The sequence below is a fragment of the Chenggangzhangella methanolivorans genome, from assembly GCF_019797865.1.
GTDB classification, from domain to species: domain Bacteria; phylum Pseudomonadota; class Alphaproteobacteria; order Rhizobiales; family Methylopilaceae; genus Methylopila; species Methylopila methanolivorans.
Window position 1 is genome coordinate 363,061 of the sequence record NZ_CP081869.1, and the last position, 24,203, is coordinate 387,263.

The 24,203-nt window shown below is 66.5% G+C and carries 22 protein-coding genes, 4 pseudogenes and 1 riboswitch; of the genes and pseudogenes, 16 read left to right on the forward strand and 10 right to left on the reverse strand.

Annotated features, from left to right (window positions below; genetic code table 11):
* The 4 genes and pseudogenes from K6K41_RS01885 to K6K41_RS01900 all read left to right on the forward strand — a co-directional run bounded on the left by K6K41_RS01885 (position 1) and on the right by K6K41_RS01900 (position 3,425).
* The gene (locus K6K41_RS01885; protein WP_261403695.1) at positions 1-639 is read left to right on the forward strand and encodes a GNAT family N-acetyltransferase; all 639 of its coding nucleotides are present in this window, start codon (positions 1-3) and stop codon (positions 637-639) included.
* Between the two features lie 196 nt (positions 640-835).
* Positions 836-1,743 (forward strand): annotated as a pseudogene (locus tag K6K41_RS01890) (sulfite exporter TauE/SafE family protein).
* A gap of 25 nt (positions 1,744-1,768) precedes the next feature.
* Positions 1,769-3,115, forward strand: coding sequence for a P-type ATPase actuator domain-containing protein (locus tag K6K41_RS01895; protein WP_261403696.1), 1,347 nt, complete (start codon positions 1,769-1,771; stop codon positions 3,113-3,115).
* 166 nt (positions 3,116-3,281) lie between these two features.
* Complete coding sequence (locus K6K41_RS01900) at positions 3,282-3,425, forward strand: hypothetical protein (RefSeq protein WP_261403697.1); 144 nt, start codon at positions 3,282-3,284, stop codon at positions 3,423-3,425.
* A gap of 120 nt (positions 3,426-3,545) precedes the next feature.
* Here the strand turns inward: K6K41_RS01900 and K6K41_RS01905 are convergent, their stop codons facing one another.
* Positions 3,546-4,043, reverse strand: coding sequence for a hypothetical protein (locus K6K41_RS01905; RefSeq protein ID WP_261403698.1), 498 nt, complete (start codon positions 4,041-4,043; stop codon positions 3,546-3,548).
* Between the two features lie 54 nt (positions 4,044-4,097).
* On the opposite strand from K6K41_RS01905, the gene K6K41_RS01910 reads away from it, so the two are divergent.
* Positions 4,098-4,247, forward strand: coding sequence for a hypothetical protein (locus K6K41_RS01910; RefSeq protein ID WP_261403699.1), 150 nt, complete (start codon positions 4,098-4,100; stop codon positions 4,245-4,247).
* Between the two features lie 33 nt (positions 4,248-4,280).
* Here the strand turns inward: K6K41_RS01910 and K6K41_RS01915 are convergent, their stop codons facing one another.
* From K6K41_RS01915 to K6K41_RS01925, 3 genes are read right to left on the reverse strand one after another with little or no spacing between them, the layout of a single operon-like run.
* A complete protein-coding gene (locus tag K6K41_RS01915) occupies positions 4,281-4,436 on the reverse strand; it encodes a hypothetical protein (protein WP_261403700.1) in 156 nt (51 codons plus the stop codon).
* An 8-nt stretch (positions 4,437-4,444) separates the two neighbouring features.
* On the reverse strand, positions 4,445-4,600 hold the full coding sequence (locus K6K41_RS01920) for a hypothetical protein (RefSeq protein ID WP_261403701.1): 156 nt from the start codon (positions 4,598-4,600) through the stop codon (positions 4,445-4,447).
* The gene (locus K6K41_RS01925) at positions 4,597-5,502 is read right to left on the reverse strand and encodes an exopolysaccharide biosynthesis protein (RefSeq protein WP_261403702.1); all 906 of its coding nucleotides are present in this window, start codon (positions 5,500-5,502) and stop codon (positions 4,597-4,599) included. Before K6K41_RS01925 ends, K6K41_RS01920 begins: the two co-directional genes overlap by 4 nt.
* A 548-nt stretch (positions 5,503-6,050) precedes the next feature.
* On the opposite strand from K6K41_RS01925, the gene K6K41_RS01930 reads away from it, so the two are divergent.
* From K6K41_RS01930 to K6K41_RS01950, 5 genes and pseudogenes are all read left to right on the forward strand, one after another.
* Complete coding sequence (locus tag K6K41_RS01930) at positions 6,051-6,338, forward strand: hypothetical protein (protein WP_261403703.1); 288 nt, start codon at positions 6,051-6,053, stop codon at positions 6,336-6,338.
* 62 nt (positions 6,339-6,400) lie between these two features.
* Positions 6,401-6,733, forward strand: coding sequence for a hypothetical protein (locus K6K41_RS01935; protein ID WP_261403704.1), 333 nt, complete (start codon positions 6,401-6,403; stop codon positions 6,731-6,733).
* A gap of 528 nt (positions 6,734-7,261) precedes the next feature.
* Positions 7,262-8,671 carry an HAD-IC family P-type ATPase gene (locus tag K6K41_RS01940; protein ID WP_261403705.1) on the forward strand — a complete coding sequence of 470 codons (1,410 nt, stop codon included), beginning with the start codon at positions 7,262-7,264 and terminating at the stop codon, positions 8,669-8,671.
* 19 nt (positions 8,672-8,690) lie between these two features.
* Positions 8,691-8,897, forward strand: a pseudogene (locus K6K41_RS01945) (HAD family hydrolase); the annotation flags it as partial.
* A gap of 61 nt (positions 8,898-8,958) precedes the next feature.
* Positions 8,959-9,336 carry a hypothetical protein gene (locus K6K41_RS01950; protein WP_261405904.1) on the forward strand — a complete coding sequence of 126 codons (378 nt, stop codon included), beginning with the start codon at positions 8,959-8,961 and terminating at the stop codon, positions 9,334-9,336.
* Positions 9,337-9,533: 197 nt separating this feature from the next.
* On the opposite strand, the gene K6K41_RS01955 is transcribed toward K6K41_RS01950, so the two are convergent.
* The 3 genes from K6K41_RS01955 to K6K41_RS01965 all read right to left on the reverse strand — a co-directional run bounded on the left by K6K41_RS01955 (position 9,534) and on the right by K6K41_RS01965 (position 11,503).
* Positions 9,534-9,686: a hypothetical protein gene (locus K6K41_RS01955; RefSeq protein WP_261403706.1), complete on the reverse strand. Its 153-nt coding sequence runs from the start codon at positions 9,684-9,686 to the stop codon at positions 9,534-9,536.
* A gap of 314 nt (positions 9,687-10,000) precedes the next feature.
* Positions 10,001-10,843: an APC family permease gene (locus K6K41_RS01960; RefSeq protein WP_261403707.1), complete on the reverse strand. Its 843-nt coding sequence runs from the start codon at positions 10,841-10,843 to the stop codon at positions 10,001-10,003.
* A 294-nt stretch (positions 10,844-11,137) separates the two neighbouring features.
* Positions 11,138-11,503, reverse strand: coding sequence for an APC family permease (locus tag K6K41_RS01965; protein ID WP_261403708.1), 366 nt, complete (start codon positions 11,501-11,503; stop codon positions 11,138-11,140).
* 581 nt (positions 11,504-12,084) lie between these two features.
* Here K6K41_RS01965 and K6K41_RS01970 point away from each other — a divergent pair.
* The 3 genes from K6K41_RS01970 to K6K41_RS01975 all read left to right on the forward strand — a co-directional run bounded on the left by K6K41_RS01970 (position 12,085) and on the right by K6K41_RS01975 (position 15,344).
* A complete protein-coding gene (locus K6K41_RS01970; protein ID WP_261403709.1) occupies positions 12,085-12,534 on the forward strand; it encodes an RrF2 family transcriptional regulator in 450 nt (149 codons plus the stop codon).
* A gap of 178 nt (positions 12,535-12,712) precedes the next feature.
* Entirely contained in the window at positions 12,713-13,258 is a 546-nt protein-coding gene (locus K6K41_RS30920; protein ID WP_487308360.1) for a hypothetical protein, read from the forward strand.
* 691 nt (positions 13,259-13,949) lie between these two features.
* Entirely contained in the window at positions 13,950-15,344 is a 1,395-nt protein-coding gene (locus tag K6K41_RS01975) for a site-specific integrase (RefSeq protein WP_261403710.1), read from the forward strand.
* A 405-nt stretch (positions 15,345-15,749) separates the two neighbouring features.
* Here the strand turns inward: K6K41_RS01975 and gcvP are convergent.
* From gcvP to gcvT, 3 genes and pseudogenes are all read right to left on the reverse strand, one after another.
* Positions 15,750-18,604, reverse strand: a pseudogene (gcvP, locus tag K6K41_RS01980) (aminomethyl-transferring glycine dehydrogenase).
* Positions 18,601-18,901, reverse strand: a pseudogene (gene gcvH, locus K6K41_RS01985) (glycine cleavage system protein GcvH). The pseudogenes gcvP and gcvH overlap by 4 nt, the downstream one beginning before the upstream one ends.
* A gap of 89 nt (positions 18,902-18,990) precedes the next feature.
* Positions 18,991-20,160, reverse strand: coding sequence for a glycine cleavage system aminomethyltransferase GcvT (gene gcvT, locus K6K41_RS01990; protein WP_261403711.1), 1,170 nt, complete (start codon positions 20,158-20,160; stop codon positions 18,991-18,993).
* A gap of 158 nt (positions 20,161-20,318) precedes the next feature.
* Positions 20,319-20,422, reverse strand: a riboswitch (glycine riboswitch).
* A gap of 473 nt (positions 20,423-20,895) precedes the next feature.
* On the opposite strand from gcvT, the gene K6K41_RS01995 reads away from it, so the two are divergent.
* Genes K6K41_RS01995 through K6K41_RS02005 form a run of 3 tightly spaced genes read left to right on the forward strand, consistent with a single transcriptional unit; the run spans position 20,896 to position 24,093 of the window.
* Complete coding sequence (locus K6K41_RS01995) at positions 20,896-21,906, forward strand: ATP-binding protein (protein ID WP_261403712.1); 1,011 nt, start codon at positions 20,896-20,898, stop codon at positions 21,904-21,906.
* Positions 21,885-22,571 (forward strand): hypothetical protein, encoded by a 687-nt coding sequence (locus K6K41_RS02000; protein ID WP_261403713.1) that lies wholly within the window; start codon positions 21,885-21,887, stop codon positions 22,569-22,571. Before K6K41_RS01995 ends, K6K41_RS02000 begins: the two co-directional genes overlap by 22 nt.
* Positions 22,564-24,093, forward strand: coding sequence for an ATP-dependent helicase (locus K6K41_RS02005; protein WP_261403714.1), 1,530 nt, complete (start codon positions 22,564-22,566; stop codon positions 24,091-24,093). Before K6K41_RS02000 ends, K6K41_RS02005 begins: the two co-directional genes overlap by 8 nt.
* Positions 24,094-24,203: the final 110 nt, after the last annotated feature.

Sequence of the window (24,203 nt, forward strand, 5' to 3'; positions counted from 1 at the left end):
GTGGACTATTTTTCGAGCGTGACGCTTCGCGGCGCTGGCGTGTCGCTGGTTCCGCTTTCGATGGACCATGTCGCGGATCTCGCGGCGGGCGCGGACGAGGCCATCTGGCGGTGGATGCCGAGCTGGCATCATCTGCCGGGAACCATGACCGACTTCGTGACCGCGGCGCTTGAGCTTCAGAAAGCTCGCCGCATCGTGCCGTTCACGACGATCGACAGGCGGACGCGGAAGGTCGTCGGGTCCACGCGGTTCCACTATGTCGAGCCCGAGCATCGGCGGCTCGAGATCGGCGTGACCTGGATCGCGACCGCGTTCCAGCGGTCGCATGTGAACTCGGAAGCCAAGCTGCTCCAGCTCTGGTACGCGTTTGAAATTCCGAAATGCCGGCGGGTCGAGTGGAAGACCGACGCCGAGAACCTCAAGTCCCGTGCGGCGATCGCTCGGCTCGGGGCGCGCGAGGAAGGCTGCTTTCGCAAGCACATGATCTATCCGGACGGCCGGAACCGGGACAGCGTGTACTTCGCGATCACCGACGATCTCTGGCCGACGGCCAAGGAAGCCCTCGTGGCGCGTCTCGGCTATCCGTTCGAGCCCTCACTCACCGTCGAGGGCCGAGACGGCGTGTCCGACACCGCCTGACGGCCGCGCGCGGATCCTCCCAAGGATCGCCGCAGGATCATGTCCGGCGGCTCAAAACCTATAATCTTGATCATTTTAATAGAAATATGTTGACGACGTTTGATCGATCGTCAGGATGAGGGCCAGTTCACGCGACCGGCATCGGGCGACGCCCGCGTCTCGGCCAGTCGCGCCCCTCACATCAGGCGACCTGGCCATGACCGTTCACGACGCTTCAACAGCCGAACCCGCAGGTTTCTCCCGCCCGATCCGCGTCGCGATCCTTGTCGGCGCCGCACTCGTCGTCGCGGCGATCGCGGTCGGGCTTTATCTGTCGCCGATCGACTGGGCCGCCGCGCCCGACGAGATCGCGACGGGCCTCGCCTCGCGCGGTTTCTGGACCGCGGTCGCGGTCGGCCTATTCGCACAGATGGTCGACGGCGCGCTCGGCATGGCCTACGGCGTCACCTCCACCACCTTTCTGCTGTCGACCGGCGTGCCGCCGGCGGCGGCTCGGCCTCGGTTCACATCGCGGAGATTTTCACGACGGGCTTCTCGGGCCTGTCGCACTGGAAGCTCGGCAACGTGGACGGGCGGTTGTTCCGCCGCCTGCTGATCCCGGGGATCGTCGGCGCGGTCACAGGCGCCTTCGTGGTCACCTCGATCGACGGCGACATCCTGAAACCTTTCATCGCCGGCTACCTGCTGCTCATCGGCGTCTACATCATCATCAAGGCGTTCCGCACGATCCGTATCCGGACCGAGCCGCCGACATTCATCGCCCCGCTTGGCCTCGCGGGCGGATTCGTGGACGCGGTCGGCGGCGGCGGCTGGGGGCCGGTGGTGACGACCTCGCTCGTCGGCGGCGGCCAGGATCCGCGCACCACGATCGGCTCGGTCAACGCCGCGGAATTCTTCCTCGCCATCACGAGCGGGTTCTCGTTCGCCTTGCTCGGCGGCTTCACGCATTGGACCACGATTGCGGGCCTGGTGTTCGGCGGGATCTTCGCGGCTCCGCTCGCGGCGCTGCTCGTGAAGAAGCTTCCGACCCGCGTGCTCATGATCACCGTCGGCGTGCTGATCACCTCGCTCAGCCTCTTCAATCTCTACAAGGCGCTGGCGTGATCTCTCCGGGCGTCTCGAACCGCGCATGAGCCAGAGGCCGAAACTGCGCATCGCTCCCGGAGCCGCCGGCGTCTCGATCTGGAGTGAAGACCTGTTCTCGCAGCCGGGATCGCCCCGGCTGCGCGACTTCATCGCCAGCGCATTCTCCGTCGCCGACGTCGCGACGGTCGACATTCGCGCCGCAGACGCTTTCGGACGCATCGGCTACGCGCCTGCGAGCGCGCCCGAAAGCGTCTGGCGCAGGCTCGCGGCGGCGCTTCGGCGATCCGCCGATCCCGCCGCAGCCGCCCATCATTCCCGGCAGGATGTGGGGACGCCGGATCCGCTCGGGGCTGCCAATCTCTATCTTGATCATCCGGCCCGCTGGCCGATCCGCGTCAGCCGGATCGGCGGGACGCTTTCGACCTGGCGGCTTCGACGCGTCGGAAGCGACCGGATACGCCTCTCCCACCCCGCGCTACAGAGACGCCGCGATCGCAGCCACCGGCTGGAGCAGCAGCTCGCCTCGATCCTCGGCGTCGAGGACGCGCGGGAGCGGTCGCTGTCGTCCGACTTCCTGCTGCGCTTCGACCCGAAGACGCTCACGCTCGAACGGCTCGCGCGCGAGCTCGAACGGTCATGGCCCGCACTGTTCGATGGCGAGGACGAGCCGCCGTCGACCAAGCGGCTGGCCACCGCCGGAACGCTGCTGACGCTCGCCGCCGTCGCGCAGTTCGCGGTTCCGGCGCTGCGCCCCGTGGCGGTCGGGGCGGTCGTCGTCTACGCCGCGCCGAACGTCGCGACGGCCGTCAGGCAGGCGCGCCATGGACAGGTCGGGCTGCCGGCGCTTTATTCGATGGGTCTCGGCTTCATGCTGCTCAGCGGCCTGCCGCTGACCGGCACGATCATGGCCTCGCTGATGCAGCTGTGGCCGTACCTCGCCCATCGCACCATCGCGAACCGGCAGCGCCGGCTGTTCGCCGCCCATCGCAAGCGCCCGGTCTGGGCGCGCGTTCCGGGACAGGCGGCCGAGATCGAGGTCCATGTCGACGATCTGCAGCCCGGCGACGAGGTGGTCGTGCGGGCCGGCGAGACGGTTCCGGTCGACGGCGTCGCGGTCGCGGGGGCGGCTTCGGTGATCGACCATCTCGGCCCATGGACCGATCCGGCCCGAGACGTCGAGGCAGGCGATGTCGTCTACGCCGGCGCGATCCTGCGGGACGGCGAGGTGACGTTGCGCGTCGATCGCGCGGGCGAGGCGACCGCGGTCGCGCATGTCGGCCGAATTCTGCCCTACGCCGCCTTCCGGAACCTGCCCTCGTTCCACGAGGCCGAGCGCGTCGCCAACCGCAACGCCAAGCCCGCGCTCGCGCTCGCGGCCTCAACCTGCTGACGGTCCGCGCGCCCCGGTTCTCCCAGGCGGTCATCCGACCGGACTACGTCACGGCGCCCCGACTCAGCGCCCAGCTCTCGGCGCTCCATGATCTCGCAGGCGGCCTCGCCAGGGGCGTTCTGTTCCGAAGATCTCGGCGCTCGACGCGCTCTGGGGCGTAGACGTCATGGTCTTCGACGACGGTGCGGGCCTCGGCCGGCGAGGCGTCGAGGTCGACCAGATCGCGGTCCTGGCCGGATCGGCGGACGACGCGCTCAGCTACGCCGCGGCGGCTTTTCCTGCGAAGAGGTCGGCGCGCGGGCGCGCTTGAGCGCCTCGCGGCGAAGCGGCCCGGCGCCCAACCACGCGACGTTCGCGGCGTGCGCAGGAGCCCGGGCGCGATCCGCTTCAGGGACGAGGCCGATCGGGAGATCCTCGTCGTGACGCCGGCCTATCTGCAACGAAACGGCGTCACGCTGCCCCCGAAGCTCGCCTCCCTGGCCGACGCGCAGAGCGGGCCCGACACGTGGCCGGCCATCCTCTTCCGCGACGGCGCCCCGCTGGCGCTCGTGACGTTCGGCCGACGCGGCGAGCCGGAGGCGCGCGCCGTGATCGCGGCGCTGACGCGCCAGAATCCAAAGATGCGCTTCGTGCACGTCTCGAGCCGGTCGACCGCCGCCGCGCGCTCCGTCGCCGACGCGGTCGGGATCGAGCTCGCATTCGGCGGGCTCGACGCGCGCGGGAAGGTCTCGTTGCTGCGGGGCCTCGGGCGACGCACCGTCTGGGTCGGCGACGGCGCTTCCGCGGAGGCCGCCGACGTCATGGCGGCGAGCGACGTCAGCGTTCGGTCGCGGGGTTTGGACGCGCGCCGAACGACGCCGCCGACGTTCTGCTGCTGCGCGGCGAACTCGACGGCCTCGTCGCGCTGGGCGAGCTTGCGGCGACGCATCGGGCGCGCCTTCGGGGGGACTATCGCGCCGTCTACGCCGCGAACCTTCTTGGCGTGGCGGGCGCGTTCCTGGCGAATTTCGGCAGCCTGCAGTCCGGGCTTTTGTCGAACCTCGGCTCCGGCGTCGTCTACGCCCGCCATGTCCGCCGGTTGAACGGGCTGATCGCGGCGATCGAGGCGCAGCAGGCGCGGCTGACCGGATGACGCCGCCGCGGCTGCGGGCCGCCGGGGCGCCCGTCACGACGCGGCTATGAAGTCCGATTCCCGCAGCACCGTCTCGACGAGCGTCTGCAGCTCCGCCTTCTTCTTGGCCGTGAAACCGATCTTCGCCCAGGCGGGCGCGGTGGCGTAGAGCTCGACCTTCTCGGCCAGGAACTCGACCTCGATGTCCACGGGATCGATCAGGATGTGGAGGACGTCGGCGTCCTCCTCCCAGCCATATTCGAACGGCTTCGGGACAGTCCCGCGTTCTTCTCGATGTTGGCTTCGAGCGCCTCGCGGCGTTCGTCGGTGAGCGGCGCGTCGATGTCGAACTCGTAGATCTTCTGTCGCTTCATTTCACGCCGTCAGCAAGGATTTGGATCGGAGCGCCCCGGACTGGGCGGATTTGGCGGGGCGAACGGGACGACGCGCGGCGGCGCGCTGGCGTTCGCCCGAAGGCGCGGGCCTCGGCGCGGCCTGCTCGCGCGCGTGACGCTCGGCGGCGCGGCGCTCCGGATCCCACCAGAGCAGCATCTCCTGCCACTCGAAGCGGAGCATCGAAGCCAGACGCGTCCAGCCGCGCCTCTCGCACATGCGGGAGCGCGCCGGCCCCGGCCTTCCGGGCGAGCTTGCGGAGCCATTTGGCGATCTTCGACTTGAGGATCTTCGCGGTGAGGCCCGAGGTCGCGATCAGCACGAGCGAGATCACCCCCGCCATGACGCCGAGGAGGATGGCGAGGCCGTCCTGTTCGGCGAGACCGAGCGAGATCACCGAGATCGACGCGGCGTGGAGCGGATCGAAGCCGATCACAGGGAACGCGATCGCGACCGCGAGGATGAAGAGCAGCAGGCCAAGGACCCGGCGCGCCAGCGGGCACGTGGCCCAGCGCAGGCGCGGCTTGGAGATCTTCTCGGCCGCCTCGATGACGGGGGCCAGCGCATGGATCGCGACCGCGAGCGAGCGGCGCGGCACCTTCTTGTTCAAAACGGCTTTGGGCAGGCTCGTGGTCTTGCGGCCGGCGATCATCTGGCCGGCCAGCATCCCGGTCGAGAGCCCGCTCATGGAAGGCAGATCCGGGGCGGGCACGATCGAAGGCATGGAGAAGAAAACGAGCGACGCCTCGGTTCTGTCGGCTCCAAGGCTATCGAGGATCTGGCCTACGGTGAAGACTTCGACATTCGGGTTGGCCAGCAGAATATTGCGCAGCAGGTCCGACGTTCGGGCCATGGCGTTCGGGCGGATCGCAATATCCGTCATTCCGAAGCCGTCGTTCGGCTCATCAAGCCGGTGAGCCGCTGGTCTGACCATCTCTCGAAGCCTTGCATATCGACTCGCTCGACTTTGCTTTTACGTCCGCAGCGTCACAGTTTTCTGACGGCCTGACGCCGTTCCGAAATCAAGCCGCCAGACCAGACGCGGCTCCCGCTGCGACAGATCGACGTGAGCGCCCGGAAGCGCTGTCATCTGTTTGACAAGAACGGCCCCGACCGCTACCCGTCACATACAATCTATAGACTTGATGGTCTAAAGAGGCAAGATGGCTTTTGCGCCGCTCCCGCTGGTCGAACAGGCGGCGGACGCAAACGGCGTCGCGGGGCGAACTCCATCGCTCCCGAGAGCTCTCCAGACGACCGCCCGCGTTTCTCCAAGACGTCGCAAAAGGAACTGTCCATGGCCGCCGCCACCGCCGAAGCACCGGAAAGCAACCCCTGTCCGTTCTCGGCGACGCCCTTGAAGCGGCGGCGCAGTCGATCGGCGACGCGCGCGCTGACGCGAGCGAGTCGGCCAAGGCTGCGGCCCAGAAGGTGAAGTCCGGCGTATCGGCCGGCGCCTACAACGCCGCCTACGGGCTTTCGTTCGGCGTCGTGTTTGGCGCCGTGTTCCTCAAGGAGCTTCTGCCCGAGGACAATGCGCTTCGCCGCGGCTTCGAGGATGGAGCGGAGGCGGCGATCGACGCCGTCGCGAGCCGACGCGCCGCGAAGGACCAGTTCGAACCCGAACCTGAAGCGCACGAGCCCGAGCCGAAGCCGCAGGCGGCTCCCAAGCCCCGGGTCCGAAAGGTCGTGATCAAGTCGCGCAAGGCCGAAGGCTGACCTTCCAGACGCGCGGGCCGGCTGCGGACCGCCCGTGCGCCGCACACCTCGGGAGCGGTCCAATGTCGTCTGCCCAAGACCCTTCGAAGCGGCCGCCTGCGGCAGGAGCCGCCAAGCGGCGCGCGCTGCCTCAGGGACGCGCCGCTTCGCAGGCTTTCGAAATCGATTTCCCGAAGCGGCCCAAGGGCGCCTCGGCGATCTCGGCCTTGTTCGGCGTCTTTCGGGACGCCTGGTCGCGCGGCGGAGACGCGGTCGGCGACGCCTATGCGTCAGGCGCGCGCGTCGTGCTCGACCGCAAGGAGGCGCTCGAGGACCTGAACGCCGAACGCCGCCACAAGCCAGCCGCGGCGACGTCGACGCAGAGCCGTTCCGCAGACCTCGAACCCGGAAGCTGATCCATGCCGACCGTCCAGCCCTCGCCGAAGACGCAGACCAGGACGCGGGCGACGGGCCCCGTGACGCATCGAGCCAGCTCCGCGGGCGCCCACGCCGTCTCTCGCGCGCCGAGGAAACGCGGCGCGGCCGCGGCCGGGGCGTCGGACCTGAAGGTGTCGTTCCCCTCCCCCACGCGCGTGCGCTTTACGAGCGCCCGGCTGTTCGGCGACCCGCGCAGCGACACCGCGCGACTTCTTCGAGCGCGCGTTCCAGGCAGAACGTCTCCCAGGTCGAGATCGACGGCCGGAGCCGCAGCGCCGAGCTGTTCCTCGCCGCGCCCTTGGCGAAAGGCGAAGGGTCAGCGCGCTTGCGGCGCTGCTCACGCGGCCGATCGGGCGGACGGATGCGTCGCAAGCGCTGATCTTCCCGGAAGACTTCGGACGCGGCTCGGCGAGCGCGATCCGGCTGCAGCGCTATGACAGGCGGCTGTCGAGCTGGACGATCCGGCACGCGCTGCCGGGCGCGTGCGGCTCTACAATCCAGGCCTGGTGCGCCGCCGCGACGTCTGCCAGCTCGTCGAACGCGAGTTCATGAACACTTTTGGCGTGGACCGCTACGTCACCAACGAACTCACCGGCACGGTGCTGGTGCATTTCAATCCGAAGCAGCTGACGCTTTCCCAGATCGTGACGCTGCTCGACGCCGTGACCGCGTCCGCGCCTGACGCCGAGCCCTCGCCGGTCGATCTCGACCTCCCCGTCAACACGGCCTCTGTGGCGCTTGCGGTCGCGAGCCGCTTCTTCGTGCCGGCGCTCGCGCCGGTGAGCGCCGCTCTGTTCCTCTATTCGGTGATCCCGAGCTTCAAGAGCGCCTACGAGGTGGTGTTCAAGGAAAAGCGCGTCGGCGTCGACGTGCTCGACGCGATCGTGGTGGCGGCGTGCCTGGCCACCAACCAGGTGCTCGCCGGCACGGTGCTCGGCTTCACGCTCTCGGTCTCGCGCCGCCTCGTGCAGAAGACCGAGGACGACTCGAAGAAGATGCTGCTCAACGTCTTCGGCAAGCAGCCGCGCTTCGTCTGGCTCGAGGTCGACGGCGCCGAGGTCGAGACGCCGCTGGAGAAGCTGAAGCTCGGCGACGTCATCGTCATCCACACCGGCGAGACCGTGCCTGTCGACGGCGAAGTGGTCGACGGCATGGCGATGGTCGACCAGCACACGCTCACCGGCGAATCCGCGCCGGTCGAGAAGGTGAAGGGCGATCCGGTGCTGGCCTCCACCACGCTCATCGCGGGAAAGGTGCGGGTCTCGGTCACGAGCGCGGGCGACCAGACGACCTCGGCGAAGCTCACCCGCATCCTGAACGACACCGCGGGCTACAAGCTGAAGTCCCAGTCGCGCGGCGAGGAGCTCGCCGACAAGGCGGTGGTCCCGACGCTCGCGCTCGGCGGGCTCGGCTACGCCATGACGGGCGTCAACGCCGCGACCGCTGTGGTGAACTGCGACCTCGGCACCGGCATCCGGATGGCGGCTCCGATCGCGATGCTGACCTCGCTGACGCTGTCGGCCGAGCTCGGCATCCTGGTGAAGGACGGCCGGGCGCTCGAGCAGCTGAAGAACGTCGACACCTTCCTGTTCGACAAGACCGGCACGCTGACGCGCGAACGGCCCGAGGTCGGGCGCATCCTCACCTACGAGACCTATACCGAGAACCAGATCCTCTCCTGGGCGGCGGCGGCCGAGAAACGGTTCAGCCATCCGATCGCCAAGGCCATCGTCGAGAAGGCGCGCGAGCTCAAGCTCGACCCGCCCGCGCGATCGACGACTCGAAGTACCATGTCGGCTACGGCATCACGGTCTCGGTCGACGGCCACACGGTCCGGGTCGGCAGCGCGCGCTTCATGGAGCATGAGGGCATCGCGCTCCCGAGGCCCTCAAGGCCGAGATCGAGGCCGCGCATGAGGAGGGCCACTCGCTCGTGATGGTCGGCGTCGACGACAGGCTCGGCGGCGCGCTGGAGCTTCATGCGGCCGAGCGGCCCGAGGCCAAGGCCGTGATCGAGGGACTTCGGGCCCGCGGCGCCAAGCAGCTCGTCATCATCTCGGGCGACCACGAGCAGCCGACCAAGAAGCTCGCCGAGAAGCTCGGCATGGATCGGTACTTCGCCGAGGTGCTGCCGCAGGACAAGGCGGCGTATGTCGAGCTGCTGCAGAAGGAGGGCCGCACGGTCTGTTTCATCGGCGACGGGCGTGAACGACTCGATCGCGCTCAAGACCGCGAACGTCTCGATCTCGCTGCGCGGGGCCTCGTCGATCGCGACCGACACCGCTCAGGTCGTGCTGATGGAGGACAGCCTCGTAAAGCTGCTGCAGCTGCGCGACGTCTCCCAGGAGCTCTCCCGCAACATCAACCGCAGCTGGGGCGTGATCCTGATCCCGAACATCATCTGCATCGCGGGCGCGCTGTTTGGCGGCTTCACGGTGATGCACTCGATGATCTTCAATCAGATCGGCGGCCTGCTCGCGGTCGGCAACGGCCTGCTGCCGCTGCGCAAGGCCTCTGCGGTCCGGCTGGAGAAGGAACGCCAGCAGGCTGCGAGGCTCCCGGCGCCCGCGGTCGCGGAGTAGAGCGCAGCCCTCATGCCCGCGCCTTCGCGCGGGCATCCACGACTTGGTCTTAGAGCTTCTCAATCCAGCCAGTCGGGGATACCCGGCTCCGCCGGGGCATGGCGGTTCGGGTCAGTTCACTCCGAAAGAAAATGGCCCGCAGCGCCTGAAGCGCTGCGGGCCATAACCGTTTGGTCGCGTCGGGAGCTTCCGAGAAATCAGGCTTCGGCGGTCGCCGCCTTGCGGCGCGAGCGCTTGGCCACGGGAGCCTCTTCGTCGACCTCCTCGACGGCCTCGACCGTCGACGCCGCCTTGCGCTCGTCGATCGCGTCGAAGGCCGCGTGCGCGCCGTCCTCGAAGCCGCGGCGCACCGCGCTTCCGGTCGGCGCAGCAGCTCCTTCAGGAACACCGCGGCGAACACGACGCCGTAGGACGCGCCATAGGCGCCCTTGTAGGCTCCCGCGCCGATGACGTCGCCGGCCTTGCCCGCCGCCGACTTGACCGAGGCCCCGGCGCTCGCGCCCGCATTGCCGATGTAGTCGATCGCGTTCTCGACCGCGGTGGAGCCCTCGAGGGCGCTGTGCTGCGGGGCGTCGATGGTTTCAGTCGCGCTCATGTTTGTCTCTCCTGAACAGAGCTGGAGGAAGGGCGGCCCGCTCGGGACCGCCGGATCTTTTCGGCGGCTTCAGCCGGCGCGCTTGGCCGGCGCGACCGCGAACTGCATCTGGCCGCCCTCGACCGCGTCCTGCACGGTCTCGATCATCTGCGGACGCCGGATGCGCTCGACGAGCAGCCAGGCGACGCCGACCAGCATGTAGGCGAAGAAGGCACCGGCCAGCAGCGTGTTGGGCCAGTCGATCGGCGGGAACAGCTCGCTGCCGGGAAGGCCGAAGGTGCCAAGCAGAGGCAGCGCCATGAAGGCGAGCCCGCCGGCCGAATAGGCCACGGCGCGCCAGCTGAGCTGCCCGATCGAGCGCAGGTAGAGAGGGGCGGCCAGCGTGATGAGCAGATAGACGGAGATGAAGCCGAAGCTGCAGAGCGTGCCGAAATGCCCCTGCGCGTCGAAGGCGCTGATCCCGAAGGCGAGGCCGGCGGTGGGGGCCGCGAAGGTGATGAGCGCCGCGACCGCGACCGCGACATGGGGGGTGCGGTTGGTCTCGTGGGCTTCGCCGAGCGCCTCGAAGAACAGGCCGTGCCGGGCCATCGAGAAGATGATGCGGGCGGTCGAGTTGATGGCCGCAAGCGTGCAGGCGAAGAAGCTCAAGAACACGCCGACGGTGATGACGGTCCCGAGCGGGCCGACGCCGAACTTCTCCGACAGATGGTCTAGCGGAGCTTCCGAGTTCGCGAGCGACATGGGCGAACCTTCAAAGCCCATGACCACGACATAGGCCATGAAGATGAAGACGATGCCGGAGAACACCACCGAGTGGGTGACCGAGCGCGGGATCGACTTCAGCGGATCCTTGGCCTCCGCGCCGAGCGAGGTCGAGCTCTCGAAGCCGGAAAAGCCGAAGACGACCAGCACGACGCCGACGAGGACGCCGCTCGCGGTCGCGCCCTCGAGCTTGAAACTGGGCGGCGTCGACCGAGAAGCCGTGGGCGTTCCAGATGATGACGCCGAGCGCGACGATCGAGACCAGCGACACGCCTTCGAACACGAGCATGGTCTTGGCCGAAAGCTGGATGTTGCGCATCGCGACCCAGCCCGCGACGCCGGCGCCGACGGCGAACCAGACGAGCGTCGGAAGCTGCATGCCGGTCGCCTGGCCGAGGAGGACGTCGCCCACGATCGCGAAGCCGCAGAGCGTCGACATGCCTGTCAGCGTGTAGGGAACACCAGCGCCCAGCCGCCGAGGATGCCGGACGTCGGGCCGAGGCCGCGCGTGATGTAGGTGTAGAGCGAGCCGGGCGAGGCCGAACGGGTGGCGAACTGGTTGACGTTGAGGCTGACCAGGACGAGCCCCAGCATGCCAAGCAGGAAGCTGAGCCATGTGCCGTTGCCGGCCGACGCGAAGATCAGGCCGATGATGGCCGCAGGCACGGTCGACGGAGCGATGACCGAAACCGACTGCGCCAGAACCTCCGGATAGGACAGACACGCTCGGCGCAAACCTCCGGCCGCGGGCGCCGCGACCTCGTCGGTGGTGTCCAGGGCGACGGGCTGGGTCTGCATGATCGGGGTCACCTCGCTCCGATAAGGCCGAACGCGGCGAACCTCGCCGCACCAGCGGAGCGCTGGACGCGACAATCCGTTTTCGTCGCCTGGAGGCGGCGAAGCGTCATGCTCGCGTGGTCACGTTCCGCACCGAAAACCGACGTGGAGCACGCCTTCCGGACCAGGCCGGCGACGCGCTTACAACGACGTCATCAACGCGTCATTTAATGCACTGCAAAACGGGAGATTGCAATGCACAGTGCAAAAATAATTCTGGCTAAGTTATTCATATTGCAAGGAAATACCTATTCCCTACTAGGGATAGGGAGATTTCGGAAATAACCGTTCCGCGCGAAGGCCTTTTGCCCGAGGCCGTCAAAAACATGTCATCCAACCGCCGTCGCGTCCAGACAAAAGACTAAATCTATCATTTTTATTGTAAAATGATCCGACCCGGCGTTCCATGGCGCTCCACCGTTCGTCGGATCCAGCATGTCCAGCAGTTTTTCCGCCCTGCGCGCTCTGTCCTTGCGCAGGGTCCAGGCCCGCGGCGTTCGCGGCCGCCTCGTCACGAGGAGCCCTCTTCGGGCGCTTGATCGCGCCGCGCCGGCATGCTGACCAAGAAGGCGAAATACGGCCTGAAGGCCATGCTGCATCTCGCGCGGCTCGATTACGGCGCGTCAGCCTTCGTGGCGTCGATCGCCAAGGACAACGCGCTTCCGAAGAAGTTTCTCGACGCCATCCTGACCGAGCTTCGCAATGCCGGCTTCCTGACGAGCAAGACCGGCCGCAACGGCGGCTATATGCTGGCGCGGCGCCCGGAGGCCATCTCGGTCGGCTCGATCATCCGCACGCTCGACGGCCCGCTCGCGCCGATCGCCTGCGCGAGCCGCACGAGCTATGCGCCCTGCAGCGATTGCGGCACGATCGAGCTCTGCGAGATCCGGATCATGATGCTCGAGGTGCGCGAAGCCATCGCGGGCGTCCTCGACCACCGGACGCTCGCCGAACTGCGCGACGCGCGCGCCGATCCCATGGCGAGCTTCGTCTACGAGATCTAGGGAGGGGCCTCACCCAAGCCATTGAGTGATTGTGGCGACGAGTGCGATCTCTGGAGGCTACAGAATCTCCGGGTCAACTAGCTGAACACGCCTCTTCGAAGCCTTCGACGGCTCTTCGTCGACCCACCTTATCCTGCCTGGAGCCCGGATCAGCCGGCAGGCGGCGCTGCGCGAAACAGTGACCCTCACGCCTGGGTGCGATGAAACGGCAGACGCCCCCCTGAATGGATGCGGTGGGCGAGGGCGACTAGCGGCAGGGTCCTCAATCGACGCTGCCGAATCCGAAGTCCTGAATGATCGTTCGACTTGGGATGCTGCGGCTTTGCGTCGGAACGCCCAGGCCTGCGCAGAATTTGCAGACCTCATCGGAAACGTGACGGGCGCGGCCGCGGACGTCGCCCGGCGCTCCTCGCCATTGATCGTGGCGGCCTTCTTCCCTGAGGAAGGGCCACCGACACAAGCAGTTAGACCCGTGGCGAACGTGATCGCGCTGCTGATCGCGATGGACGAACCCATCGCCCGGTACCGCGGAGAGGGACCTCCAGAACATCCGGGCAGAGAAGGCGCGCAGGTAGCCCTGGCGAGCTCGCTCAAGACTGAAGGGCGCGTCTCACGGGGCGCGCCCCTTCGTTTAATTCCGCAATCATCGACGATCACCGTCCTGCGGGATAATCCGGGTCGCCGAGCGGCGAGATTTCGGGCGTGGTCGAGATCGTCCCGCTGAATGTCGCCGATCGCCGACATGGATCGAGTCGCCCTGCCCCGCCCGTGGGAAGGCCGCTGGCGGCGATTCCACGCCTCGACGCTCGATGTGCGCCCCCGCGCCCTGCCCGGCTTCCTAGCCCCTCGAGAACGGCGTCGGAACCCGCATGGGTGATCCGTGGGGACTGGCTGCGCCGATGAGGTGTTTGGGAGCCTGTTTGTCGCCGGTCGGCTCCCATGTCTGGGGCCGGTCAGACGCGGTCGCTACCCGCCGTGTTCGTTGAATTAGAGAAGGAAGGCGGCTGGAGCGGGTGAAGGGAATCGAACCCTCGTATTCAGCTTGGAAGGCGACGTCTCTAGGATCGCAAAACCCTGAACCAATCTCTATTTTCAAGCCTTTCGAGGGGTTTTTGCTCGATCTAGGGATTGACCCGACCCCAATTCCCTCAATTTGTAGGTCTGAGATGTGGTGCCGATGTGGTGCCAACCTTGCGCCATCAATGGGAGGTCGCACATGTCCTCAACCAGAAGTGTCGATAGCCTGACTCAGACTCATGTCGAGAAAGCTGCACGCGCGATCAAGTCCGGTCGACACGTCCCCGACGATGAGTGGCGCGAGAAGGGCTCCGGCCTCTCGCTTGCCTTTAACGCGACGTCTGCGAGCTACATGTTTCGGGATCGCGCCCGCACCCATCAAGCTTGGGGCCCTTCGGTTGGTCGAAGACGACCCGCAGGATCCGACGCTGATCACGCTGACCATTGCTAAGCACCTGGCCCGAGAGGTTCGGGCCGCGCTGAAGGCAGGCCGCGACGCGAAGATCTATGTCAGGACCTACCGCGAGCAGTTGATTTTAGGCGGCACCTCCGCTTCCGACGCCCACGTCTTCGCGACGCATGCTTCCGCTCAGGGCAACAGCGCGTCGGTCGGAGAAATGTCTTGGACTTGGCGAGAGTGCGTCGACGCTTTCCTCAAGCGCAAGCTTCAAAAGCTCAAAGAAGGTCGCAACCAGCAGCAGTATGCCCGCTATCTCCGCCACGCCGCCTTTACGCCGATCGCCGGCAGGCGCGTCGCGGAGCTTCGCTTTCTCGACCTGTTCCGGATCCAGCAGGCGCTAACGCCTGGAGGCGGCCCAGACGAGGACGGCCGGCCAAACTCCACCACCTTCCGCTGCATGTCGGAGGCCGTCGCCATGCTTGATTGGGCGAAAACGACGAAGCCTGTCGAGAGCGGCCTCGCCTATGTCGCGGAGCCCTGGTGGCGCCAGATCAAGGTCGACTACAGCGCGAAGAAGCGTCTTCGCGCTCCGGGGCCGGACGAATTGGCGCGGACCCTTGCGATCGTCGAGCATGAGCGACGGCGCAACGATGATCCGTTAGTGGTGATGCCCGGCGTATTGGCGGCGCTACGGGTCGGCATAGCGACCGGCCAGCGGGTTGGCGCCCTCATCCAACTTGAACGCGCAAACATCAAAACTCATCCCGACGAGGAAGGCTGGTGGATCGCGCACTGGACCGCGGACCAGATGAAGACGCCCCTTGATCACGCGATCCCGATCCCGCCGACTGCTTATGCCGTCATGCGAGAAGCATGGGATGAGATCGATCGTCGGCGCGCGCTACGGGGACTGGCGCGCTCGAAATGGGCTTTTCCAAGTCATAGGGGCGACGGGCACGTCGCGCCCAACGCCATCAGTCAACTGTTCGACCGGCTGAGAGGCAAGCCGGCGCGGACGAGCTACAAGGCTGCTCGGGAACGCGAGGGAAAACCCGGACCCAAGCCGTCGCCAAGCAGAGGTCGCGCACGCCCTAACCTATTTCGTTTGAGCGGCATCGACGACTGGACGATGCATGACGGTCGGCGAAGCATAACCAATGAGCTCGTCAATGCCGGCTTAGGCCGGGCTGCGTCCGCCATACTTGCGCACACGACTGAAATCCGCCTTCCCCTAAGCGAGGAGACACTGCACGAGACGATGGCGCGAACCACTTCAAAACATTACTTTACTGCCCAGCAGATCCACCTGAAGACCGAGGGTATGAAGCTCTGGTCGGAGACTCTAACCGCAGCGCTCCAGCGCGAGCGAGTCAGTCCGAAACGCGATCATTGAGCCGGCGGATCCCGGAGTCTTAAGGGCGTACTGGCCGGGGCCATCGCCAGCCTAGTTGACTGATTTGAAAGCCCTCATCAGGCGCTGCGCGGGCATTGGGCGATCCGCTTCAACCAAGTTCGCCTAGGCAAGCGTGGCCGACAAAGTACGATTGATTGCGTTCTCCCTTTTCCGGACTTCGACGGCGTTTTGGATCAAAGCGTGCGGAAATAGGGAGGCCAGCCGCGCGACCGCGATAGTCCAGACTCGCGATCGCTCCCGGCGCCATACTGCTCGCTGACGCCCGCCTGTATCTCCATCGTTTCGCCGTAGGACCAGTGCCAAACCGCGCGCCGCTCTGGCGCGCCGCGACGGCCCTGAACCTGTTTATCAAATAAGCGATGCCCGCGCGACGGCCGGCGCTCGCTATTCGGCTGCGACCGGTGTCGAAGCGTAAGCCTCGGACGGGGGGCATGAGCACATTAGGTTGCGGTCGCCATAGGCATTGTCGACCCGGTTTACCGGCGGCCAATACTTATCGATCCCGAGCGAACCTGCTGGAAAGCAGGCGGCCTCGCGGCTGTAGGGTCGCTCCCACGCGCCGATCAGGTCGCTCACCGTGTGCGGCGCGCGCTTGACCGGGTTGTTGAGCTTGTCGATCCTACCTTCCTCGATCTCCCGTATCTCCTCGCGGATCGCCAGCATCGCGTCGCAGAAGCGGTCGATCTCCGCCTTCGTCTCGGACTCGGTCGGCTCGATCATCAGCGTGCCGGCGACTGGCCAACTCATGGTTGGCGGATGGAAGCCGCAATCGATCAGTCGCTTGGCGATGTCGTCTACATTGACCCCAACGCTCTTGGCGAAGGGCCGCACGTCCACGATGCATTCATGCGCCACCCGCCCGTTCCGCCCCGCGTAGAGAATAGGGTACGCGCGCTTCAGCCGTGCCGCGATGTAATTGGCGTTCAGAATTGCGACCCGCGTCGCCTGTGTGAGGCCGCGCCCGCCCATCATCAGGCAGTAACTCCACGAGATCGGTAGAATGGATGCCGAGCCGAACGGCGCCGCCGAGACCGCACCCTCCCCGCCGGTCTCCGGATGGCCGGGCAAGAATGGGATCAGGTGTGACTTGACACCGATCGGTCCCATGCCCGGCCCGCCGCCGCCGTGCGGGATGCAGAAGGTCTTGTGCAGGTTCAGGTGGCTGACGTCGGCCCCGATGTCGCCGGGCCGGGCGAGGCCGACCAGCGCGTTAAGGTTGGCGCCGTCGAGATAGACCTGCCCGCCATGGGCGTGGATGATGTCGCAGATCTCGCGGACATGGCCCTCGAACACGCCGTGGGTCGACGGATAGGTGATCATGCAGGCGGCTATATTGGCTGAATGCGTCTCGGCTTTGGCTCGGAAGTCGTCGAGGTCGATGTCGCCGTCGGGCCGCGCGCCCACCACCACCACAGTCATGCCGCACATCTGCGCCGAGGCTGGGTTGGTGCCGTGCGCCGATGACGGGATCAGGCAAACCGTCCTGTGCGGCTCGCCGCGGGAGAGGTGATAGCGGCGGATCGTCAACAGTCCGGCATATTCGCCTTGCGCGCCGGAGTTCGGCTGCATCGAGATCGCGTCATAGCCGGTAATGTCGCAGAGCTTTTGGCTGAGGTCGCCGATCAGCTCGGCATAACCCGCCGTCTGGTCAGTCGGCGCAAAGGGGTGAATTTCCGAAAACTCCGGCCAGGAAATCGGCAGCATCTCGGCGGTGGCGTTCAGCTTCATCGTGCAGGAGCCGAGCGGAATCATGGCCCGGTCGAGCGCGAGGTCGCGGTCCGCGAGGCGGCGCATGTAGCGCGTCATCTCGCTCTCAGCCCGGTTCATGTGGAACACGGGATGGGTCAGGAGTCCGACGTCCGGGCGAGCGCGCCGGGCAGCCGGCTATCCGGCCACTCGTCGAGGTCGACTTTGCGGTCGCTACCGAAGGCGCGCCAGACCGCCTCGATGACATGCTCGCGAGTGCGCTCGTCGACCGTGATCCCGATGCGGCTTGCGCCGACCTTGCGCAGGTTGACGCCGTTCTCGACCGCGCGGGCGAGGATCAAGCTCTGGAAGGCGCCGACATCGACCGTGATAGTGTCGAAGAAGGCACCCGGCGCGACCGTGAAGCCCGCCGCCTCCAGTCCCTCGGCAAGCCTCGTCGCGTCGCGATGCACCCGCGCCGCGATGCCCTTCAGCCCTTCCGGCCCATGGAACACGGCGTACATCGAGGCGATGACGGCGAGCAGCACCTGGGCGGTGCAGATGTTAGATGTCGCCTTCTCGCGACGGATGTGCTGTTCACGGGTCTGCAGAGCAAGCCGATAGGCGCGGTTGCCGCGGCTGTCGACCGAGACGCCGACGATGCGCCCTGGCATGGTGCGCTTGTAGGCGTCGCGCACCGCCATATAGGCCGCATGCGGGCCGCCGAAGCCTATCGGCACGCCGAAGCGCTGGGTGGAGCCGACCGCGATGTCAGCGCCCATTTCGCCCGGCGGCTTCAAGAGCGTCAGCGCCAGCGGATCCGCCGCGACAGCCGCGATCGCGCCGGCCTTGTGCAGCGCATCGATCGGGCCGGTGAAGTCGTGGATCGCCCCCTCGACGCCCGGGTACTGGAACAGCGCGCCGAACACTTCTACCGGCTCGAGATCGCTGAACGGATCGCCGACCACGACCTCCCAGCCGAGCGGCTCGGCGCGGGTCTTCACCACCGCGATGGTCTGCGGCAGGCAGTCCTTGTCCACGAAGAAGGCGTTGGCCTCCGACGTCGAGACGCGGCGCGCCATCGCCATGGCCTCGGCCGCCGCAGTCGCCTCGTCGAGCAGAGAGGCGTTGGCGACGTCGAGGCCGGAGAGATCGCAGACCATGGTCTGGAAGTTGATCAACGCCTCGAGCCGGCCCTGGCTGATCTCGGGCTGGTAGGGCGAATAGGCGGTGTACCAGGCCGGGTTCTCGAAGATGTTGCGCTGGATCGCCGGCGGCATCGTCGTGCCGTGATAGCCCTGCCCAATTAGCGAGACGAGCGGCCGGTTGCGGTTGGCCACCGCTCGCATCCGCTCGATCGCGCGGCGTTCGGAGAGCGGTTTGCCGAAGTCGATGCGGCTCTCCTGGCGGATGTCAGGCGGTAGCGTTTCGTCGATCAAGGCGTGGAGGTCGGCCGCTCCGACTTCCGAGAGCATTTCGGCGATCTCGGATTCCGTCGGTCCGATGTGGCGACGGTTGGCGAAGTCGTAGGGATCGTATCGACGAGCGCTCATCTGGAAATCTCCGCATAGGCGGCTTCGTCCATCAGGGCGTCCATGGCCGAGGCGTCGTCGAGCCTCATCCGGTAGAGCCAGCCGGCGCCCTGAGGATCGCTTCCGATCGAAGCCGGGTCGGCGACGACACCCTCGTTCACCTCGACGACCTCGCCGGACAATGGGGCGTAGACGTCGGACGCCGCCTTGACCGACTCCACCACGGCCGCGCCGGCGCCCTTGGTGAGCTTGGGCTCCGACTTTGGGAAGCTCGACATAGACGAGGTCCCCCAGTTGTTCGGCCGCGAAGCCGGTGATGCCGACCGTCGCGACGTCGCCGTCGAGCCGCAGCCACTCATGGTCTTCGGTGAAGCGCAGCATTGAATGTTCCTCGAGAGGCAGTGGGGTCAGCTTCGCTTGAAGCCGGCGGGGACGAAGGGGAGCTTCGCGACAGTGACCGGCAGGCGTCTGCCTCGGACGTCGGCGAAGAGCTGTTGGCCAGCTTCGCTCAGGGCGGTGGAGACGTAGCCCATAGCAACCGGCGCGTTCAGGCTCGGTCCGAACCCGCCCGAGGTCACGCGGCCGACCAGCTCGCTGCCGACGTTCGCCGAGAACAGCTCGGCGCTGGCGCGGACCGGCACCCGGCCTTCTGCGAGCAGGCCGACGCGACGACGCGGCGCGCCTTCAGCCAATTCGAGCAGGATACGGTCCGCGCCTGGAAAGCCGCCCTCGCGCGCTCCGCCGGGTCGGCGGCTCGGCGAGATCGCCCAACCGAGGCTCGCCTCGATCGGCGTCACGTCCTCGTCCATGTCGGAGCCGTAGAGGCAGAGCCCGGCTTCGAGCCTCAGCGAGTCCCGCGCGCCAAGGCCGACGGGCTCGACGTCCGCAGCGATCAGCGCCTCGGCGACGCTTTCCGCGCGCACATTCGGGAGTGAAATCTCGAAACCGTCCTCGCCGGTGTAGCCGGAGCGCGAAACCAGACAGCGCTCGCCCGCGACGTTGATCTCGTGGGCGTCCATGAAGCGCATGGCAGCGGCGTCAGGCGCGAGGCCGGCGAGCGCGGCCTCCGCGCCCGGCCCCTGGACGGCGATCAGAGCGCGGTCGACCGGCCGCACTTCGATCGCGTCGGGCAGGCGCGCCCTCAGATGCGCCTCGTCGGCGTCCTTGGTGGCGGCGTTGACCACAAGCGCGAGGCGATCCGGGAGCCTCGCGACCATCAGGTCGTCCAGCACGCCGCCGGTCTCGCTTGTGAACAGCGCGTAGCGCTGGCGGCCGGGCTTCAGCCCCAGAATATCAACGGGGACGAGCGTCTCGAGCGCCCGCGCCGCGTCGTCGACGTCGCCCGAGCGCGGCACGAGTGCGATCTGGCCCATATGCGAGACGTCAAACAGCCCAGCCGCGCTGCGCGTCAGAAGATGTTCTTTCAAAACGCCATTGGGATAATGCAGCGGCATCTCGTAGCCGGCGAACGGACAGAACTTCGCCCCAAGACGGGCGTGCATGGCGTGAAGCGGCGTACGCTTACGCTCGTTGGCCGGCACAGAATGGCCGGCTTGTGTCTGGACGTTCGCGTTCATAGGCCTCTCCGCGACGGCTCGTTGCGGACCGCGCCTGGAATGGCGCAATCCGACTGCGAACCCCCATCTGTCGCGGTTACCTGAGAGCTTCCCTCGCAGGCCTTTCGGCCGGAGGTTTCTCCTTCGGTGGACGCCGGTTAGCGCCTCTCTCCAGATTGTCCAACGATGCGGTGATTGTGCCTGAGAGTTTCCGGGGGCGGTTGCTCCGTCGGCGCCATACCGATCCTGCGAAAAGAGGGCTGGGCTCTCCCGCATCGTCTGTAGCGGACGCCTGCACAATGGCTTAAGGCGGGCACATAGATCAAGGTGTGATTGATAATTTTGATCGATAAATCGTTTTTTACGATCGACAATATGCGGAACCGTTTCTGTTTCTCGAGCGAAAGAGCGACTGAGGCTTCTGCTGCTAACCGTAGTTCACGAATTGCGCGGACCGGCGGTGAGTTCAGGTCCCGGCCTGATCCATAGGCGACGTTGGGAAGGTCGGCTCGGGGCATCCACGAGCGGAGGCTCCGAACCGCTATGGCCTATTGTTTTGACTCGAGGGACCACCGAACGACCTTTGGAGTGAACAGCCAATTCGGGGCCCAGATGCAAGGCGCGTAGTGGTTGTGATAGTGTCCCGAAGCAAGGGAGGCCTGAAAACTGACAGCGCTCAGCCACGCGATCATCCGGAAACTGTCGATCCGAAAATATCACGGCATCAAAAGTCTGGATTGGCGGCCCGGCTCGACCATGAATCTCATCCTCGGTGGCGGGGATGTCGGCAAGACCACCATCCTCGATGCGGTGGGGCTACTCCTGAGCGCCTCGAACGCGGCATCTATCTCGGAGGCTGACTACTGGCGCCGCGACAACACCGACGAATTCTCCATTGAAGGCGTCGTCTCGCTTCCCGTTAGCGTCGATCCCAACAGCTTCTCCGTTCAGCTTATGCCCTGGGATTGGAACGGCGCCGATGCGGTCCTGCCCGACGATCCGCAGAATGGCGACGTCCCGGAAGCCAAGCACCCGGTATATCGCCTGCGGGTGCGCGGCACGGCCGACTTGGAGTTGGTGTGGGAGATCATCCAGCCGGATGAGAGCATTATTGCGTTCTCGGCGGCTTTCCGAAAGAAAATCGGCCTGATCCGTCTGAGCGCCGACGACCGCAACGACCGTGACCTACGCTTGGTGTTCGGCTCGGCACTCGACCGACTGCTGGCCGATCCGGCGATCAAAGCGCGCATCGCCAAGAAGGTGGCGGAACAGGACTTCTCCGGCGCCGTGGGCGACGCTGGCGTAAAGGTACTTGGCGAGCTGGATTTGCGCCTGAAGGCGGCGTCGCTGCCATCCGGCGTAAAGCTAGGGCTGACCTCCAGCCAGGGCCTATCGATCGGTGCCCTGATTGGGCTGCTGGCAAATCGCGACGGCGTGGCACTGCCTCTGACCAGTTGGGGTGCCGGGACCAAGCGGATGGCGGCGCTGGAGATCGCCGCGGCCACCCAGGCGGGCAGCTCCGTCACCGTCATCGACGAGGTGGAGCGCGGCCTCGAACCGTACCGGCTGCGGCAGCTGATCGGCATTCTCAAGTCGACGTTCGGTCAGTCGTCACCACACACAGCCCCGTCGCCATTCAATGTTCGACTCACGCCAACCTCTGGTATCTCGACGCAGCTGGTGCCATCGGCGCGCTTGATCACGAGAAGATCGCCCCTCAGCAGCAGCGCGATCCGGAGACTTTCTTGGCCAAACTCGCGGTCATAGCCGAGGGCCCCACGGAGATCGGCTTCCTGAGACGGCTTCTACGGTTGGCGTTCAAGGGCAATCCGCTCGACTCGGGCGTCCGCGTCTGCAACGGCCAAGGCAACGCTCAGACCCTCGCCCTTCTCGAGGCGATCGGCGTCACCGGACTAAAGTTCGCGGCCCTTGCCGATGACGAAGGCACGCACGACGGCCGTTGGAGCGAGGTGAAGGCCGCCATGGGCGCGCGCCTGCTACGGTGGGAGGGCGGCTGCACCGAGGAGGCGGTGCTCGGACATCTGCCGGAGGCACGGTTGCCGCAGCTCTTGAAGGAGGAAGAGGGAGGCTGGAACGGCGAGCGGTTGCGCACCCTGGCGGATCGGCTGGGCCTTGCGGACAAATCCCTAGCGGCCATCAAGGCGGCGCTCGTCGCTCAGAAGCGCTCCCTCCGGGCCGTGATCATCGAGGCCGCCACCGGCAAACCAGATGGCGCGCCCGAGGGAAAGCGGAACGAGTGGAAGGCGCACGGACGAGCGTGGTTCAAGTCAATCGTCGGCGGCGACGAACTTGCCGGCTACGCGCTGGCGAACGACGTCTGGCCGAAGCTTTCGGGCAGCATCCTGCCGCTGCTCAACGCGATTCTGGCGTCGGTCGACCGCGCCGCTATTGAGCGCCTTGATCGTGTCTGACGCCTCCGTCGCCGCCCTGCTGCGATCCGCCGAGCCGCTGGTGGTGATCGAGGCGCCGGCCGGCTGCGGGAAGACCTTCCAGGGCGCGGCATACGCGCGCGAGGCCTCGCAGGCGCTGCCGCAAGGCCGGGTGTTGATCCTCACCCACACCCATGGAGCCTGCGGGGTCTTCGCCAACCGCACGCGGGGCTTGTCGTCCCGCGTCGACATCCGAACCATCGACTCCCTGATCAGTCAGGTCGCCACTGTTTATCGCCGGGCGCTAGGCTTGCCGGACGACCTGTCGACCTGGGCTTATCGGAACGACGGCGAAGGTTTCGACATCATGGCAACCAAGGTCGCCGGCTACATGGAGCGTCATCCGATTGTTCGTGAGGCTCTGGCGCGCCGCTATCCGCTGGTGATCTGCGACGAGCATCAGGACGCCAGCGAAGCTCAGCATCGTGTCATAATGGCGCTGCGCGTTGGCGGTGCCCGGCTACGAATCTTCGGCGACCCACTCCAGGCGATCTTCGCGAGCGGCTCGAAGTCCAACAAGGCCATGGCCGCCGCGCTCGTTCGCTGGGAGGCGCTGAAAGCCGCCAGTGCCTTCGACGATCTCGATCATCCCCATCGCTGGGACGACGGCTCTCCGGAGCTAGGTCGCTGGGTCTTGGCTGCGCGCTCAGAACTGAGGGCGCGGCGCCCGATCTCTCTGCTCGGACCGCCTGTCGCCGGCCTTAGCGTGCTTCGCGCCAGCAATCGCGCCCAGGTGCGCACCGGCTATCAGGTCAGTCGAGACGAGCGCCGCCCCATTGATGCTGCGGCGGCGAAAGACGTGATGATCCTGGCCGCCAGTAACGACCGGGTCCGCGGATTGAGCGCTTTTTGGGACCGCCGAATTTCGATCTGGGAAGGCCATACTCGGTCCGCGCTTGCCGATCTGGTGCGCACCGTCCGCGAGCAGTCCGGGCATCCTGTGGGGATCGCACAAGGAGTGCTAAGCTTCGCCGGGGCCATCGCGGTGGGCTTCTCGCCGAGCGGCTACGGCGATCGGTTGGTGAAGGAGGTTCACGAGGGCTGCGCGCGTCCGGCCCGCGGCAAGCCAGGGAATATTCAACGCCTCGCTCGGTATATTCTTGAGGCGCCCAACCACCATGGTGTTGCAAACGCCCTGGGTGAGCTTCACGACCTGATCGAGGCCAAGGCCGAGGGCTTCGATGTCGTTAAGATCGTCCATCGCACAGAGCTGCGGGACGCCATACGGCTGAAGGCCTTTGCCTGCCCGGACGAGGGCTATGCCGAGATCGCGCGTCGGCGCTCGCAGGCCTCGCCGGCTCCGCCCAGCCGCTCACTCAGCACGATCCACAAAGCCAAGGGCTTGGAATGCGACAACGCCATCCTGATCGCCGGCGATCACGACCAGTTCGGCGACACAGACTACGCGCGATGCAAGCTCTACGTTGCCCTCAGCCGGGCGAAGCGTCGGCTGACCCTAGTGGTGTCGCGCGACAAACCTAGCCCGCTATTTCGCTTGGCCTAAGGAAAGCGAACTTGCTCCAGATCGCATCCGGCAAACTCTCCCACCTGGGCGGCACAACGCTTTGCGCGGCGGGATTTGCAGCAACTTGCGCATCTATCGCCACAGGGCCA

Excerpts from the sequence above, each read along its gene's own strand:
- K6K41_RS01935 (WP_261403704.1), top strand. The coding sequence starts at position 6,401 with ATGTCGTCTGCCCAAGACCCTTCGAAGCGGCCGCCTGCGGCAGGAGCC.
- K6K41_RS01905 (WP_261403698.1), bottom strand. The coding sequence starts at position 4,043 with ATGCGTCGCCGCAAGCTCGCCCAGCGCGACGAGGCCGTCGAGTTCGCC.
- gcvT (WP_261403711.1), bottom strand. The coding sequence starts at position 20,160 with ATGAACGCGAACGTCCAGACACAAGCCGGCCATTCTGTGCCGGCCAAC.
- K6K41_RS01900 (WP_261403697.1), top strand. The coding sequence starts at position 3,282 with ATGGTCTTCGACGACGGTGCGGGCCTCGGCCGGCGAGGCGTCGAGGTC.
- K6K41_RS01995 (WP_261403712.1), top strand. The coding sequence starts at position 20,896 with ATGAATCTCATCCTCGGTGGCGGGGATGTCGGCAAGACCACCATCCTC.
- K6K41_RS01925 (WP_261403702.1), bottom strand. The coding sequence starts at position 5,502 with ATGACGGATATTGCGATCCGCCCGAACGCCATGGCCCGAACGTCGGAC.
- K6K41_RS01920 (WP_261403701.1), bottom strand. The coding sequence starts at position 4,600 with ATGAAGCGACAGAAGATCTACGAGTTCGACATCGACGCGCCGCTCACC.
- K6K41_RS01895 (WP_261403696.1), top strand. The coding sequence starts at position 1,769 with ATGAGCCAGAGGCCGAAACTGCGCATCGCTCCCGGAGCCGCCGGCGTC.
- K6K41_RS01970 (WP_261403709.1), top strand. The coding sequence starts at position 12,085 with ATGCTGACCAAGAAGGCGAAATACGGCCTGAAGGCCATGCTGCATCTC.